General features: G+C 39.7%; 12 protein-coding genes. 11 read left to right on the forward strand and 1 reads right to left on the reverse strand.

The window, feature by feature from the left end; all coding sequences use genetic code 11:
• The first annotated feature begins 7 nt into the window (after positions 1 to 7).
• From KI659_RS17820 to KI659_RS17870, 11 genes are all read left to right on the forward strand, one after another.
• The gene (locus tag KI659_RS17820; protein WP_213946742.1) at positions 8 to 844 is read left to right on the forward strand and encodes a glycosyltransferase family 2 protein; all 837 of its coding nucleotides are present in this window, start codon (positions 8 to 10) and stop codon (positions 842 to 844) included.
• A 781-nt stretch (positions 845 to 1625) separates the two neighbouring features.
• A complete protein-coding gene (locus KI659_RS17825; RefSeq protein ID WP_213946743.1) occupies positions 1626 to 2750 on the forward strand; it encodes a glycosyltransferase family 4 protein in 1125 nt (374 codons plus the stop codon).
• A 32-nt stretch (positions 2751 to 2782) separates the two neighbouring features.
• Positions 2783 to 4030 carry an O-antigen ligase family protein gene (locus tag KI659_RS17830; RefSeq protein WP_213946744.1) on the forward strand — a complete coding sequence of 416 codons (1248 nt, stop codon included), beginning with the start codon at positions 2783 to 2785 and terminating at the stop codon, positions 4028 to 4030.
• Between the two features lie 7 nt (positions 4031 to 4037).
• Positions 4038 to 5072 carry a DUF354 domain-containing protein gene (locus tag KI659_RS17835; RefSeq protein ID WP_246535467.1) on the forward strand — a complete coding sequence of 345 codons (1035 nt, stop codon included), beginning with the start codon at positions 4038 to 4040 and terminating at the stop codon, positions 5070 to 5072.
• A gap of 53 nt (positions 5073 to 5125) precedes the next feature.
• Entirely contained in the window at positions 5126 to 6253 is a 1128-nt protein-coding gene (locus KI659_RS17840) for a sugar transferase (protein ID WP_213946745.1), read from the forward strand.
• A gap of 145 nt (positions 6254 to 6398) precedes the next feature.
• A complete protein-coding gene (locus tag KI659_RS17845) occupies positions 6399 to 6707 on the forward strand; it encodes a hypothetical protein (RefSeq protein WP_213946746.1) in 309 nt (102 codons plus the stop codon).
• Entirely contained in the window at positions 6704 to 7309 is a 606-nt protein-coding gene (locus KI659_RS17850; protein ID WP_213946747.1) for a hypothetical protein, read from the forward strand. The genes KI659_RS17845 and KI659_RS17850 overlap by 4 nt, the downstream gene beginning before the upstream one ends.
• Positions 7310 to 7758: 449 nt before the next feature.
• The gene (locus KI659_RS17855) at positions 7759 to 9216 is read left to right on the forward strand and encodes a capsule assembly Wzi family protein (protein WP_246535468.1); all 1458 of its coding nucleotides are present in this window, start codon (positions 7759 to 7761) and stop codon (positions 9214 to 9216) included.
• Positions 9217 to 9566: 350 nt separating this feature from the next.
• Entirely contained in the window at positions 9567 to 10376 is an 810-nt protein-coding gene (locus KI659_RS17860; RefSeq protein WP_213946748.1) for a polysaccharide biosynthesis/export family protein, read from the forward strand.
• Between the two features lie 224 nt (positions 10377 to 10600).
• A complete protein-coding gene (locus KI659_RS17865; RefSeq protein WP_213946749.1) occupies positions 10601 to 10975 on the forward strand; it encodes a four helix bundle protein in 375 nt (124 codons plus the stop codon).
• 359 nt (positions 10976 to 11334) lie between these two features.
• Positions 11335 to 13743, forward strand: coding sequence for a GumC family protein (locus KI659_RS17870; RefSeq protein ID WP_213946750.1), 2409 nt, complete (start codon positions 11335 to 11337; stop codon positions 13741 to 13743).
• Between the two features lie 256 nt (positions 13744 to 13999).
• Here the strand turns inward: KI659_RS17870 and KI659_RS17875 are convergent, their stop codons facing one another.
• A complete protein-coding gene (locus KI659_RS17875; protein WP_213946751.1) occupies positions 14000 to 14443 on the reverse strand; it encodes a hypothetical protein in 444 nt (147 codons plus the stop codon).
• Positions 14444 to 15541 lie beyond the last annotated feature (1098 nt).

A 15541-nucleotide genomic window follows, 5' to 3' on the forward strand; every position in this document is an offset into this window, starting at 1 on the left:
TTAATTTATGAATCTACCATTAGTTAGTATACTTACCGCATATTACAATAGACAGGATTACGTAACTGATTCCATCTTAAGCCTGTTAAATCAAAGCTATCAAAATTTAGAAATAATAATTATAAATGATAATTCTACCGATCAAACTTATGAAAGGATAATACAAACGGTAAATGGTGATCCCCGTGTCAAGTTAATCAATAATGAATTAAATAAAGGCTTAACTCAAAGTTTTATTGATGCTATTAAGATTGCTCAAGGAGATTATATCGCTATTCATGGCTCAGGGGATTATTCATTTCCAACTCGAATTGAACAGCAAATAAGATTTTTATTGAATAATGAAGGTTATGATATTGTTTCGTGTAGAAGATTTAATGAAAAAAATAGCCAAAAACATCTCTATGACCCATATTATGGGGATATCACTTACGATATGCTAGTTCGTAAAAATAGATATTCTCATGGTGAGGTGATGTTTAGAAAAACATTATATAATAAAATAGGAGGTTATAATCCATTTTATAAATACGCTCAAGATATAGACCTTTGGCTTCGAATGCACAAATATTCAAAAGGATATATACTTAAAGAAGTATTATATTTAAGAAGGTATATAGAAAATTCGGTCAGCCTTAATTTAGAGAAAAAGAAAGAACAAATAATACTTTCTAGCTTTGCAGTGTATTCTTCTGATTATAACGTCCCTGCGAATCAAGATAATATAAGAAATTTTAAAAGTAATAAATTGGCATATAAATTATTTAAAAAGAGTGTTAGAAATATGTCTTTTCCTTTTTTAAAGGAGTCGTTAAAACGAATTAAATTGACAAAACCTAATTAATTCTATATGTCATCATAGAAAATTCTTCACGAAATTTAATTCTATTTTAAATCAGTAATTTACTAGTATTTTTAAATCGTTCCTAACCAATATCTCTAGTTTTATCAAAGACAGGGATAGAATTTATTAACCAGTGCGATAGTTTTTTTTTAATGTTTAGAAAGAGGAGTATCATGCTTTCAAGATTATGCAGGCTTCAACACTTTTTCCACTTCTGCTGCATGTGATAAAAGACACTTTATAATAAGTTGATTTTAATTCTCGGGTATAAACTTACTAAAATCAATGTTATCGAGAAACTCATAGTTTTCTATATTAAAGCCAACCCTTATCTTCGGATAATAACCAAAACCTAGTAAAAATTCTTTACGACAATAAAGATGGTGTTTTAATTGCTCCTAATTCATATGGACTTGTTAATGGTAATATAAAGAACTGATTTCCTTTTTAAAGTAGTACTAGTTCAAAAGGTAATATGACGAAAGCTCCCATTACGGGATTGTAGTATGAAATATTAAATTTAATCCACTTGAATGTAGCACATCATGTTGTTACAACAGTATATTACGCAAACTATTTTTGGAAATTTATTAATTACTTTATAAAAGACTAATTTGAAAGATATATTACTGTCATCTATAGTGGTACTTCCTTTAAGATTATAGGCGTAAAGACCTAATTTTAATTATTTTATTTGTGTCATCTGTTTTAACTTTGCCCGTTGGTTTTAGGTTACTTATAAATCAAGAAATATTAACTTAACAAAAGAATTATTGAAAAAATGAGGATACTAAAGATACTTAGTGGAAATGACGGAGGAGGGGTATATCAATGTGAGCAACAATTTATAAAATATTGGATTCAAAAGGGAGTAGAGGTTGATGCTATAATTATTGGGGAAGGTGGTTCATCTGAAACGTATAAAAGAATAGTAAATTCCTACTTTACTTTACCAAGATTAAATTTGAGTAACAGAGGAATCACTCCTTTTAATGAATTAAATAATATTCGGAAAGTTCATGATTATAATAGAAAAGCTTTTCATTTGATTGATAAAATGGGTTTAACTAGATATGATGCTGTTATATTTAGGAGACATTTTTTTACCAAGATAGCATCTAGAGTTTCTAAGCTATTAAAAGTGGAACTTTACTGGCATATGCCAATATCTGTTAATGGTGTATTTGAAAAATTTTATTTTAGCAGATTGGCTAAAAAGTATGATATTAAAGTGATTGGGAATAGTGAATATTCAATGAACTCAATAGGTAGTGTAAGTAATGATTTTGTATATCCAGGTTTCAATAATGATAGAATAGCAAGATATGAAACTAAACCGTCTTATAGAGATAATCTTTCTATACCTAAAGACTCGGCAGTATTTGGTGTAGCTGCTAGGATTACAAAAAGAAAAGCACAACATTTACTTATTGAAGCTTTTACTAAATTGTTAAGGAAGTATAAGAATGTTCATTTATTGGTAGCAGGAGGACCACTTGATACACATTATGCAAAGCATTGTATAAAGCTTGCACAAGAATTTAAAAGCAATATCCATTTTATTGGACAAGTAGAAATAATGGCTGAGTTTTACGCTTCAATCGATGTTTATGTGAATAGTAGAATAGATGCAGAGCCATTTGGTATAAGTATAGCAGAGTCTTTAGGATCTGGATTACCAGTAATAGCATTTAAAAAGGGTGGGCCATCTGAAATGATAATTCCTGGAAAAAACGGTTGGCTAATAGATACTCCAAAAACATATTCCTATTACATGGTCTTACAAAATGCAATTGAGAATAAACAAAAGTGGAAAAAGATGGGAGAATTTTCAAGAAATTATTCAGATAAATTTAGTTCTGTCTACAATGCTAATAAATTTTTCCAAATATTAAAGAATAATTAATTTAAGCTGTTAAAGTTTTTTAAACTTTGTAAATGAAACTTGTTTTTTCTATAATAGTATTAGTTTTTATCACATTTTTTTTATCAAAAGATGTTTTAAAAAAAGACCAAAGGTTTTGGGCATTTATTATTTTTTTTCAACATATTCCATTGATAATATTTGACCAGCTAGGAAGTGAAATTGTTGGTATGGGTTATTTTGTAATTATGGTATTTTTGTATTTATTGAAATGTCCAAAATTTATACTATCAAAAGCTAGGCTTTCTAATCCTATCACATATTCTCTAATTTTATTTCTTTCCTCTTTATTTATTCATTATTTCATTATTGGCATCAATCCAAATAATATTCGTGGTTTGGAAACTTTTAGGCAAGTTATGATCTTTAATTGGCCAATAATTGGCTTGTGCCTATTTAGTATAAAAGGGGATGATGAGTTTTTATTAAGGCTGATGGATGGGCTAGTTTTATATGGGTTCTTTTTTCTTATAACTGTGCTATTTGCTTCCGGTTTGGCTGAAATGGGTGTTGGAGAAAGAGGAGGATTTAGGGATGATTTTAGGATAAGTCCGTTAGCTGCAGCAAAAACGGCTGGTGTCATCATTATTGCAGCCTTCATAAAATATTTGAATGAAAATAGTTTTAAAGAAAAACTATTTTCATTGTTTGTATTGGCAATTTGTGTACTATTGATCTTTGTTACAGCTTCAAGAGCAGCCTTACTTTTTTTGCTGATTGTTCTAGCCATTTATGTTATATTTTCAAATTACAGTGCAGTAAAAAAATCTTTAATTATAATTTCATTTGTCACAGTATCAACATCTCTTTATCTAATTATTGTTCAATTAGATCTTAGTGTGGTTCAAAGACTCCAGGCGTTAGAAAACTATGAAGATACGCTTCGTTATACTAGGCTTGAAATTATTTTTGATTTAGTGGAAAATTTTGAAATGGGTTTATTGGGATTGGGGCCATTTGGTTTTGGCTATTTTACAGGCTTAAATTATCCTCACAATCTTATTGCTGAGTATACTATTGATTATGGATTTATTGGACTAATAGCATTTTTATTGTTATTAATACCTAGCTTATATTATTCATTTCATTTAATAAAAAGTAAATATCAAATTCCTTCATTCATTGCATTAATCTTCATTTATCTTTTCCTTTCTTCTCTAACAAGTGGAGATATAGTAAGTGCGAGGGATTTACAATTTGTATCAATATTGATAATGAACTACATGATATTTAAAAGTAAAATAAAATATACATTAAACTAAAACAGCTTTGAGGGTATTAATTGATATAGGTCATCCTGCTCATGTTCACTATTTTAAAAATGTAATCCTTATTTTGAAATCGGAAGGATTTGAATTTCTTATAATAGCTCGGAATAAAGACGTTTCCTTTAGCTTGTTGGATAATTTAAAAATGGATTATTTCTCAAGGGGAAAAGGAAGGAATAGCTTTTTTGGTAAGATCTTATATATAATGTATGCAGATTTAATTATCTATAAAAAAGCTATCAAATTTAATCCTGATTTATATTTAAGTTTTGCATCTCCTTATGCTGCCCATGTTTCTAAATTCACAGGTAAGCCGCATATCGCTTTCGATGATACAGAAAATGCCAAATTAGCGCATAAATTTTATAGACCTTTTACAAAAAAAATTTTTTCGCCTAGTTCCTATAAAGGTAAGTTGCATCATAATCAAAAATTATTTAATGGATTGATGGAATTGAGCTATTTGCATCCTAAATATTTTCAACCAGATGAATCAATTAAAGATTTTTTGGGGATTAAAGAAGGGGAAAGATATATTATTTTACGTTTTGTCTCATGGAAAGCAAGTCATGATATTGGGCATAAAGGTTTAACGCTGGATCATAAGATTAAATGCACCAATGAATTTTCTAAATATGGTAAGGTTTTTATTACCTCAGAGGATTTTCTTCCTCCTCAATTAGAAAAATACAGAATTAATATCCCCCCTCATAAAATGCATGATGTTTTAGCCTTCTCAAGTTTGTTGTACGGAGAAAGTTCTACTATGTCCTCTGAATGTGCCGTATTGGGTGTTCCTTCAATTTACCATGATAATGTTGGGAGAGGTTATACTACTGAACTCGAAGATAATTATGGGTTAGTTTATAATTTCACTGAATCGGAAGAGGATCAAGAAAGAGGGCTTAATAAAGGAATTGAAATACTTAAAAGAAATAATCCTTTAAGTTTTGTCCAAAAGAAGCAGCAATTGATTAAAGATAAAATTGATGTAACATCATTCATCATAAATAAAATTAAAGAAGAACTTTATTAACTCTCTTACTTATCAATTATATAAATAAATTACTTACTCTTTTTATCATTTCAATGAACAAAACTTTTACTACTATAGATTTTAAAGAATTAGAAAGTTCTTTCAACCTGCAAGAACTTCTATCTGTCAATGAGGATGCCAAGTTTGGATTGGATGATATAGTCCGTCAGAAAGTTGGTAAAGTAGCTTTTGAATTTATCATAGCCAATCGGCATGTGGATGGTCAGGAAATGTTTTATCTTTCCTCTGGAGACAGGTTCAATTTAGAACATGTCAGCCCTAATTGCTCTACAATTATAAACCTTAAAAAGGTCAATGAAAAGCGATGGGTTAACAAGTTTTTGGAATCTGTTAATGAAAAGCTTCCTTTGGGAGGGATCTATATTGCTTCTGTAGAAACTTATGCCAACAGGCGGGTCAAGTTGATGAATAAGTACCCGGCTCCCCTTAATGGCTTTGTATATTTTTGGGATACTATACTGCATAGATTTTTACCTAAGATTAAGTTCTCTAAACGCTTCTATTTTCATATTACCAAAGGTAAGCGAAGGATGCTTTCAAGAGCTGAGGCATTTGGAAGGTTGTATGCGTGTGGTTTTGAGGTTATAGCAGAGGCTTCGATCGATAATAAAGTTTATTTTGCAGCTAAAAAAACTGGACAACCCAGCTATGATCCACAACCTACTTATGGACCGTTGGTCAGGTTGAAGAGAGTTGGCAAAGATGGGGAGGTATTTAAAGTATATAAGCTTAGGACCATGCATCCCTATGCCGAATATCTTCAAAAATATGTGTTTGAAAATAACCAATTGGATGAGGGGGGAAAGTTCAAAGATGACTTTAGGGTGTCGCCCATTGGCAAAATCCTAAGAAAATTTTGGTTGGATGAACTTCCCATGTTTTATAATTGGCTAAAAGGGGATATGAAGCTTATAGGGGTACGCCCCCTGAGTAACCAATACTTTAACCTCTATAGCAAAGAGCTTCAAGACAAAAGGACCAAAACTAAGCCTGGATTAGTACCTCCTTTTTATGCAGACATGCCCAAAACCCTGGAAGAAATCATGTCCTCGGAACTAAGGTATCTGGATGCCTATGCCAAAGCCCCTTTTCGAACCGATGTGAAGTATGCTTGGCTAATCTGCCGGAATATCATGCTGAAAGGGGCGAGGAGCAAGTAAATTAATGGTCAACTTATTGTAATTGAATAACTCAAAGTGTCCTGTTTTACAATTAAATTTGTGAGATTAAAACCTTGAGGTTTAATTTTTGTTAAACTATTAGGTGTATTTTGTATTTTAAGTATATTTACTAAAAAAAATACCGATGAAAGAAGACTCTGAGCAAGTAACTCAAGATATGAATGTTAAAATTTTGGAAAAAGGACTCCAGGATGAGCGCATACCCAAATACTACTTCAATGGCTTCATCAATGGTATCGGTAATGCTGACATTTTGATGGTTCTTCAAAAGAATGGAGAGCCTAATGTTGTTTTAAATACCTCTCTTTCAATTGCAAAAACCCTAGCGATCAAATTGACGGAAATGATCAGTAGCATTGAAAATGCTACTGGGAATACGATCATGACGACCGATGATCTTAATGAATCCTTTCAAAAAAAGCAGAAGAAATGAGCTTTACAGTAATAAATCAATTTGAAATTAATACTCAGAATCCACATAGTAGTCAAGCTGTAAAGGAAAAGATTGATTCATTCAAGAATTTCTCTTCTGGATGGCACTTCGGAGAAGGTGAGATCTTTGATGAAGATATTCTTCGGCAAGCCAAAGATTTAATTTCATTTTTTAATCAAAATTACTTCGTTCGATTTGATACCTTCCCTGGTCTCAATGGGGAAGTTATGGTTACAACTTATCCAAAAGATAATTATTTTGAAGTAATTATTGAATCTGATGGATCTTTCCAGCTGGTTATAGAAAATTCAGACGAAGAAGAAATATATTCTAATGAATTTGATAACCTAGGAGAGCTTAAACACATTATCCTTCAAGAAAGCAGAAAACTTTTATGGTCTGGATCCGAATCATTTCCAAACACCACTATGATAGAATTAAAAGACGTATTACCAGTCTCGCCTTCAAAAATTCAAGTGGGAATGGGGGAATATCTGTATATAGCGAACAGTGTGGATTGGAAACATCTGGTGGAAACTGCCAGCACATTGAAACCCACTATAGGCAAATCGCTACAGATCCTATCGTGTTCTGGAGTATAGATGAGTCGTTATTGCCCAGGACTGTAGAGTTGGATCATGATCCCGATTCCGCAAATGACGATTGTCATTATAATATCCGGGGACTTACTAATGGGAATGCGAAGTCCTTTATGAAAAATAATATAAGTGGGAATCTTTGTGTGTGTACCGGTAGTGCCGCATTAAATGTCACTCAGGATCAAATATTTGATACATTAAATTTGTAATAATTTTTTCTTTTCTAAATCTAAAGAAGTGTTTTTTTTAAGTAAATTTTGTCTCTAGTTCGTTCTATTTTTTTCTGCTTTATTTTTTTTTCAATAAGCTCAACTCTAGCTCAAAATATTTCGCTTGGTACGCCTATTTTGGATGAAGTGATCCGAAGGGACCAGTTAGCGGGAGAGGAGAGTCTTAAATATAGCTTTTTTTATAGACCGTTTAGCTATGAGTTCCTCCCAGTACTTAAAAACTTGATCCCAAAGGATTATAATAATAAAGTATCAGTAGGTTTATTGCCGTTGATAAGCCGAACCTCTTTTAATAATAGTCGACCCTATGGATATGGGAATGGTTTGATGACACCGAATGTGGGGGGACAACAATATCTAAGTGGGGGTATATTTGGCAGGTATAAGTTTTTACAGTTTCAATTGCAACCTGAGTTTGCTATCTCACAAAACCGTCCCTATAGAGGCTTTGGACATTCTGGTGATATAGGTGCTATTGAAAACCGTTTTTATCTTTGGAATCGCGGTGACTTTCCCGAAAGGTATGGGGATGGGATGCTTACCCGCTTTTGGTGGGGGCAATCCAAAGTAACGCTTCAAGCAGGGAGTGTTGAAGCTGGCATATCCACCCAGCAAATATGGTGGGGTCCGGGTCAGTTTAATGCACTTACTTTTTCATATAATGCCCCTGGTTTTCCCCATTTTACATTTAACACCAGTAAGCCGGTAAAAACATTTTTAGGGCAATTTGAAGGTCAGTTTTTAATAGGGAGGCTCAGTCCGTCAGGTTTGGCTCCCTCGCAAATTGATCAGTTGAATGCTACCTTCTATGAACCGCCTGTAAGCGATTGGCGCTATTTGAATGCCATTTCCCTCACTTATCAGCCCAAGTGGGTAACTAATCTTTTCTTAGGCTTTAGCCGAACCTTTCAGCAATTTGACCATATGAGGGGGAATTCAGTTGTGGATTGGCTTCCTGTTTTTGAAGGTTTGATCCAGCCCTCCAAGTTTGCAAGGGACGGCAGTTATAATAATACCAAAGACCAGCAAGTGACTGTGTTTGGCCGATATATCTTCACTAAATTGATGATGGAGATGTATTTTGAATATGGGCGACGGGACCACGCTTTTAATTTCAGGGATATCCTACTAAATCCTGAGCACTCTAGAGCCTATATTCTTGGTTTCAATAAATTGATTCCTCTGCCTGAGTCTGACCGGCATTTCCAGATCAGAGCCGAGATGACCCAGCAATTGGAGACCATAAATTATATGGCAAGGTATGGTGCTAGCGGTTTGTTTGGATGGCATCAGCATTCAAGTGCCAGGGGGTTTGCCCACTTTGGCCAGGCATTGGGGGTTGGCGTAGGTGATTCTGGTTCCAATGTACAAACGATGGAGCTATCGGTGGTGGATACTTTTAATAAATACGGAATAGTGTTGGAACGCCTGGAAAACCATCAGACATTTTTTAGAAGGGCGTTTGGAGACCAGGATGAAGTTCGTCCCTGGGTTGACTTGAGTTTTGGTTTACTTTTAGATAGGCAATGGGATCAGTTCCTGCTGAGCTCAAGGTTACAATTTATTAATGCATTTAACTACCAGTGGGAGTTACATCCTTCGAGTAGCCCTGAGCTGCCGAGAGGGAAGGATCTATTCAGTGTTTACGCCAAGGTGGATTTGGTGTATTTTCTGAGGTGAGGGTTGAGCGCTGCGCACGGGGCGCTGGGCACGGAGCACGGAGCACGGAGCGGGGTTTCGAGGGCTTGGATTCACCGCTTCAATTCTCTCAGGTTACGGGGTTTATGGAGTAATACTTCAGAGGTTATCAACCGTATTATACGTGGAGCTGCACTGAGCACGGGGCGCTGGGCACTGAGCACGGAGCACGGAGCGGGGGGTGCGTGGTCCTGGATTCAGCGCTTCATCTCGCCCAGTGCACAGGGCTCAGTGCTTCACCTGTACTCCCACGATTCAACCGAAATTAAAAAATAATTACTACATTTGCCCCGCCTAAGGCATCCCCTGGGGCTGATTTATAGAATTTTACGATGAAATTATTACAGAATATCCTTTTAGTTATCCTGCTAGCCGCTGCGGCTTCCTGTGTGCAGAACAAAAAACTCATTTATCTTCAGAATGCTGACAATGATCCGGAAATGGCCGATGGGCAACTGATCAGCTATGAGATGCCTGATTACAGACTTCAGTATAATGACATCATTGATGTTAAAGTGCAAACTAGGGATGAGCAGGTGAATAAGGAGTTTTCGGGTTTTGCAGATGGCGCGGCGACCAGAATGGCAGGGCAACTTGCTCAAGGTGGGGGAGATATATACTATATGACTGGTTATTCTGTTAATAAAGTAGGTGAAATTCGATTACCAATACTTGGAACTATCAATGTACAGGATAAAACTTTGGAAGAGGTAAGGTTATTGGTAGAGGAAGAACTGAAAAGCTACGCCAAGAATGATGTGTTTGTAAAGGTGAAGTTGGGCGGTATACGCTATTCGGCTCTGGGAGAATTTAGGAGGCCGGGGAAGTTTGTGGTGCTGCAGGACAGGATGACCATCCTGGAGGCGATCGCCAATGCGGGTGACCTGACCACCGTGGCCCAGCGGGACGAGGTGGTGCTGATCCGCCAGTATCCGGAGGGGACGCGGGTTCACAGACTGAACCTTAGGGACCGTAACCTGATCCGCTCACCCTACTACTTCATCCAGCCCAACGACCAGATCTACGCCGAGCCGATGCGGGTGAGGGAATTTGGTACGGGGGAGAACGCGGCGCAGTCGCTGTCGATCTTTATCACGTCGCTGACGGCGGTGGCGCTGGTGTTGAATTTGATTACGAATTGAGCGCGGGGCGCGGAGCACTGGGCGCTGGGCGCTGAGCGCTGAGCACTGGGCACTGAGCGGTGAGCGCTGGGCACGGAGCACTGAGCGCGGAGCACTGGGCGCTGAGCGGTGGGCACGGAGCACTGAGCACTGGGCGCTGAGCACAGTGCGCCACCTGTACTTCCACCGAATATTCGCACAGGGCCCTGAGCACAGTGCTTCACCTGTACTCCCACTGATTAGATATGGAGAAGTTCAAGAGTTATAAAGATTTAAACGTTTATCAAAAAGCCTTTGAGGCTGCGATGCGGATTTTTGAGCTAAGTAAGTTTTTTCCAAAGGAGGAGACCTACTCTTTAACAGATCAGATAAGAAGATCTTCTAGGTCTGTGTGTGCAAATGTTGCTGAAGGCTTTAGGAGAAGAAAATATATACAGTCATTCTGCAATTGCATAAGCATTTCGGAAGGGGAAGCCTCCGAAACTCAGAATTGGCTAGATTTCGCATTTAGGTGCGGTTATATATCGGAAGAGGTATACGAAGAACTTATGAATGAGTATGAGCATATTATCGGAATGCTGGTGAATATGCAGAAGTATTCGGATAAGTGGAAGATTTGAGCACGGAGCGCTGGGCGCTGAGCGCTGAGCACGGGGCACGGGGCGCTGGGCACGGAGCGCTGGGCACTGAGCACTGAGCACTGAGCGCTGGGCATTGAGCGCTGAGCACGGAGCACTGGGCGCTGAGCACGGAGCGCTGGGCACGGAGCACGGAGCGCTGGGCACGGAGCACGGAGCGCTTCAACTCTCTCAGTGCCCAGTGCCCAGGGCTCAGCGCTCAACCTGTACTTCCACCGAATATTCGCACAGGGCGCAGAGCACAGAGCTCTACTCTTAGTACAACCAAAATACAAAAAAAAATAATACGTTGTGGCCGCTGCGCTTTTCGTTGCGGTCTTGGCGAGAAATTTCACTAGTTTATGCAGCAGAATAATTACCCTAATCCACCGTATCAGGTGATGGAAGAAGAGGATACGATTGATCTGAGGAAGTTGCTCTTCAAGTATCTGAGGTTTTGGCCGTGGATAGTGGTCTCGGCCGGGCTGGGGGTGATCCTGGCGGTGTTCTTCACCCGGATCGCCACCCCTATCTATAAGGTGGAAGGCACCGTGCTCATCCAGGATGGCAGCCCTTCGCTGGGTGCTGACCTGTTTGACGGGGCAGGGGGGATGTTTGGCGGAAAAAACAACATCGAAAACGAAGTCGGGATCCTTAAATCCTACACCCTTGCCGAGGAAGCGGTGAGGAAGATGAACCTCAATGTTTCCTACTTCAAAGACGGGATCTTCTCCAAGCCACAGCTCTACGGCAATGTGCCCATTCATGCCCAGCTGGACTGGAAGCATCCGCAGATTACCGGGGGACTTTGGAAGATCAAGGTGCTGAACACGGAAGAGTATGAATTGAGTATTGAGGAGGATAATTTTTCAGTCTTTAATCCTGCAGATCCTTTCTACAAGACCAAACTTGAAAATGTACAGGTTCAGGAAGGTCGGTATAAGTTTGGGGAGACCATAGAAGGGGATCATTTTAAGTTTTCCTTGGAGAACACTTCGGCTTTGGCGGAAGAGGTGCTGTTTGTGAAGTTTATGGATACGCCTACTTTGGCCCAGGGATATAGGGAAAAAGTGCAGGTGGCTCCCACCAATAAGCAGGCCTCCTTATTGAACATCACGCTGGAAACTCCGGTAAGGAGATTGGGTGAGGACTACCTCAACCACCTGATGGAGGCCTATCTGGACCGTGAGTTAAAGATTAAGAACCAGGCGAGTGAGAATACGGTACGTTTTATAGACCGGCAGCTGAGTGGCATCACCGACTCTTTGACGTTTTTTGAAGACAGGTTGCAGAAATACAGAAGTGATAACCGCATATTCAATTTGAGTCAGGAAGGGTCCATTGTATTTGAAAGACTTGAAAGTTTAGAGAAAGAAAAAAGCGAGGCTGAGCTTCGAAAAAAATACTATACTAATTTAAGGGAGTATCTAAGCAATGAGCAGCTGGATGATCTGACTGCCCCATCCGTGATCGGAATACAGGATCCCTTGCTGAATGCCTTGGTAATCAACCTTGCCGAACTGCAATCTGAGCGGGTAAGGCTAAGTGCCAACTTCTCCGACCAGACCCCTGCGGTAGTGGAGGTAAAAAACAAGATTCAGAACACCCGAAAGACCTTGTTGGAAAACGTGCGAAGTGCGCTCACCAATACCGAGAACATTTTGGCTGAACTAAACCAAAAGGTAAAGATGGTGGAGCGGGACATCAATGCCCTGCCGGAAACGGAGCGAAACCTGTTGGGTATACAGCGGCAGTTTTCCATCAATGAAAACATCTACGTGTACCTGCTTCAGAAGCGTGCTGAATCGGAGATCACCAAGGCCTCCAATATGCCAAACAACAGCATCCTGGATTTTGCCCGGGCGGGTGCTTTGCCAATATCCCCGAAGAAAAGCCTTTCTTATTTAATAGGTTTGATTTTGGGTTTGATGTTGCCAATTGGCGTGATCACGGTGCGTGATTTCCTGAAGACCAAAATCGAAGATGCGGATCAGTTGCAGCATGACTTGAAAGTGCCCTTGCTTAGCCAGATTGGCAAATCCAAAGCAGCTGATAAGCGGGTGGTGTTTTCCAAGCCCAGGTCCATGGTGACCGAGTCCTTTCGTAACCTGCGTGCGGATATGGCTTACCTGGTGCCCCATGACCAGGATACCTTGACTTTATCGTTTACCTCTACGATATCTGGGGAAGGGAAGACCTTTGTAGCCTATAATACGGCGGCGGTTTACTCCTTAATCGGCAAGAAAACCCTCATCATGGGTCTTGACCTTAGAAAGCCGAGGATTGCAGAAGATTTTGATATTAATTACAGTAAGGGAATCAGCAATGTGTTGAGCAGCAATATGGACTGGAGAGAAGCGGTGGTGAGTTCGGGTTTCCCTGACTGCGACGTGTTGCTTGCGGGTCCCACCCCTCCAAACCCGGCCGAGTTGCTGATGACGGAGAAGTTTGCCAGGATGATGGAAGAGGTGAAGGAGGAGTATGACGTGATCATCATGGACTGTCCGCCGGTTGGCCTGGTGTCTGAGACCAAGGACCTGTTCAAGTATGCCGACATCAACCTGTTCGTCTTCCGCCAGAACTACTCCCACCAGGACGCGATCCAGTTTGTGAACGAACTCAAGGCCAAGGGCGATGTCAAGAATCTCTACGCCATCTTCAACGCCGTGGAGGGCAGCTCCGGGACCTATGGCTACGGTTACGGCTACGGGAGCAAATCCTATGGCTACCATGAGGAGGAGGAGAAGAAGAAGTGGTACTCGTTGAAGTAGGAAGGTTTTTTGGTACCAAGTACCAGGTACCAAGTACCAAGTAGATTTATATAGGTAGGAGCCCGCTGATGCGGGCTTTTGCTATTTGTGGGTTGTCATGGTTGTCCGCCTGATGGGGCAATCTCGGCCTGAAGGAAGGGAGCGCTGGGCGCTGGGCACTGAGCACTGAGCACTGAGCGAAAAACGCCGGCCACCCTCATCCCTCTACTTATCTACCCTACTGATGTGTGGGTGGCCCTCAGGAAGGATATACCAATTAAAGTTTTTTTGACGAATTGATTTTATTATCAATACCATTGTAGTATTCAACAAACTCTATAAGGTCTTGATCCATCCACTCTAAGAGTTCGTAGATTTCAATTTTGATCCTGGAAGCCTCGGTAAAATCTATTGTATTTCCATTAAAACATATAGGTTCATTATGATAAACCCGATTTCTGAATTCTCGGACACGATTCAGTTTTTGGTTTAAAACGCTCCTGTTTACAAAGGATGGCTTGTGGGGAAAAGCATGGATTACTGAACCACCAATTAACCTATAATGGTGTGTATCGAATAGGCTTGTCCAAAAACCAAATGACTGTTCGGCAATAATTTTACCTGGGGTAATTGTTCCCCCCATTCTTCTGATGGTTTTTTCAGCCTTCAGGACAGAGTTTTTCAGAAAAAAGCGAGAGGCGGTTAGAGAGCTGTCGTTCATAAAACCATTTTTTTCAGCTATTATCCAATTAGGGTTTGTAAAGTGAGAAGAAACCTGATAGTTGATTTTATTCCGTAAAAAGATTTCAAATAGATTTAGTTATGGGATAAAAGGCTTGAGAAACTCTAAGGTTGATCCTGTAAAGTTTCTGGGCTTTCGTTTTAGAATTACCCGCAGCAATTAAAAAGCGATTTAAGCGGGATTGCGAAACAAAATATTCGATTTTATGATAGTCCAAGGTGTTTTACTTGCTTTTCACAAATATATTCACTTATTTTGTATTGTAATGCTTAATCAAGCCTCTTCCTTATAAAAGGAACGTAATTAAGTGAAAGAATTCAAGCCTCTCTAACCGGGAGGCTTTTTTTTGTGGTTCGACTGAGTTCACCAACCATGGTTCGACAATCGATCACAAATTACTTAACCGAAAAGATTTTTAAGGAACGCAAAGGAGGTGAAGGTTTTAATTAACCGCTGATAACCGAGAGGGCACAGAGGAGGAGGTTTGCAGGTGGAGCGCGGGGCACTGAGAGCTGGGAAGGTTTTTTCTTTAGTAATTACGTATTTAAAAAGGTCCGAGCGGACATTCGCACAACGGTGTCTACGTTACGACATCCCCCTGCCCCCTTCTAAGGGGGAGTTGGCTTCGTGACTCCCTATTCGCCTCCCCCGGGAGGTAAACTCTGCTCTCGGGACTGACGCTTCGAAGGGGGTAAGGAGACGGAAGACGGGAGACCGGAGACCGAATAGTAAATACGGAAAACCTTCGAGGTGTGATGAATTTCACGAGACCTCGAAGGTTTTTTTCGTTTGTACTTACGGGGATGTCGGGTGTCGGATGACCGATGTCTGATGACCGATGTCGGGTGTAGGGTCCGCGCCCGGCAGGAGGTAACTTACGTAAATACTGACGTGCCCGCCTGCCTACGTCCGGCCGGCAGGGTTGTCCGTCCCGATCGGTGAAATTAACCTCCCGCGGGAGGTTAACTTCACCGATCGGGACTGGTTGTCTCGTCCGCCACGGCGGACTGGGTTGTCATGGTTGTCATGGTTCTACCTAAGGTCAGTCACGTTTGCCTGTTGAGAGTTTCTTTAACG

The organism is Litoribacter ruber (genome assembly GCF_018449405.1).
In the GTDB taxonomy this organism is placed as follows: Bacteria; Bacteroidota; Bacteroidia; order Cytophagales; family Cyclobacteriaceae; genus Litoribacter; species Litoribacter ruber.

Coding starts and splice junctions, on each gene's coding strand:
- KI659_RS17820 (WP_213946742.1), top strand. CDS start 8: ATGAATCTACCATTAGTTAGTATACTTACCGCATATTACAATAGACAG.
- KI659_RS17825 (WP_213946743.1), top strand. CDS start 1,626: ATGAGGATACTAAAGATACTTAGTGGAAATGACGGAGGAGGGGTATAT.
- KI659_RS17830 (WP_213946744.1), top strand. CDS start 2,783: ATGAAACTTGTTTTTTCTATAATAGTATTAGTTTTTATCACATTTTTT.
- KI659_RS17840 (WP_213946745.1), top strand. CDS start 5,126: ATGAACAAAACTTTTACTACTATAGATTTTAAAGAATTAGAAAGTTCT.
- KI659_RS17845 (WP_213946746.1), top strand. CDS start 6,399: ATGAAAGAAGACTCTGAGCAAGTAACTCAAGATATGAATGTTAAAATT.
- KI659_RS17850 (WP_213946747.1), top strand. CDS start 6,704: ATGAGCTTTACAGTAATAAATCAATTTGAAATTAATACTCAGAATCCA.
- KI659_RS17860 (WP_213946748.1), top strand. CDS start 9,567: ATGAAATTATTACAGAATATCCTTTTAGTTATCCTGCTAGCCGCTGCG.
- KI659_RS17865 (WP_213946749.1), top strand. CDS start 10,601: ATGGAGAAGTTCAAGAGTTATAAAGATTTAAACGTTTATCAAAAAGCC.
- KI659_RS17870 (WP_213946750.1), top strand. CDS start 11,335: ATGCAGCAGAATAATTACCCTAATCCACCGTATCAGGTGATGGAAGAA.
- KI659_RS17875 (WP_213946751.1), bottom strand. CDS start 14,443: ATGAACGACAGCTCTCTAACCGCCTCTCGCTTTTTTCTGAAAAACTCT.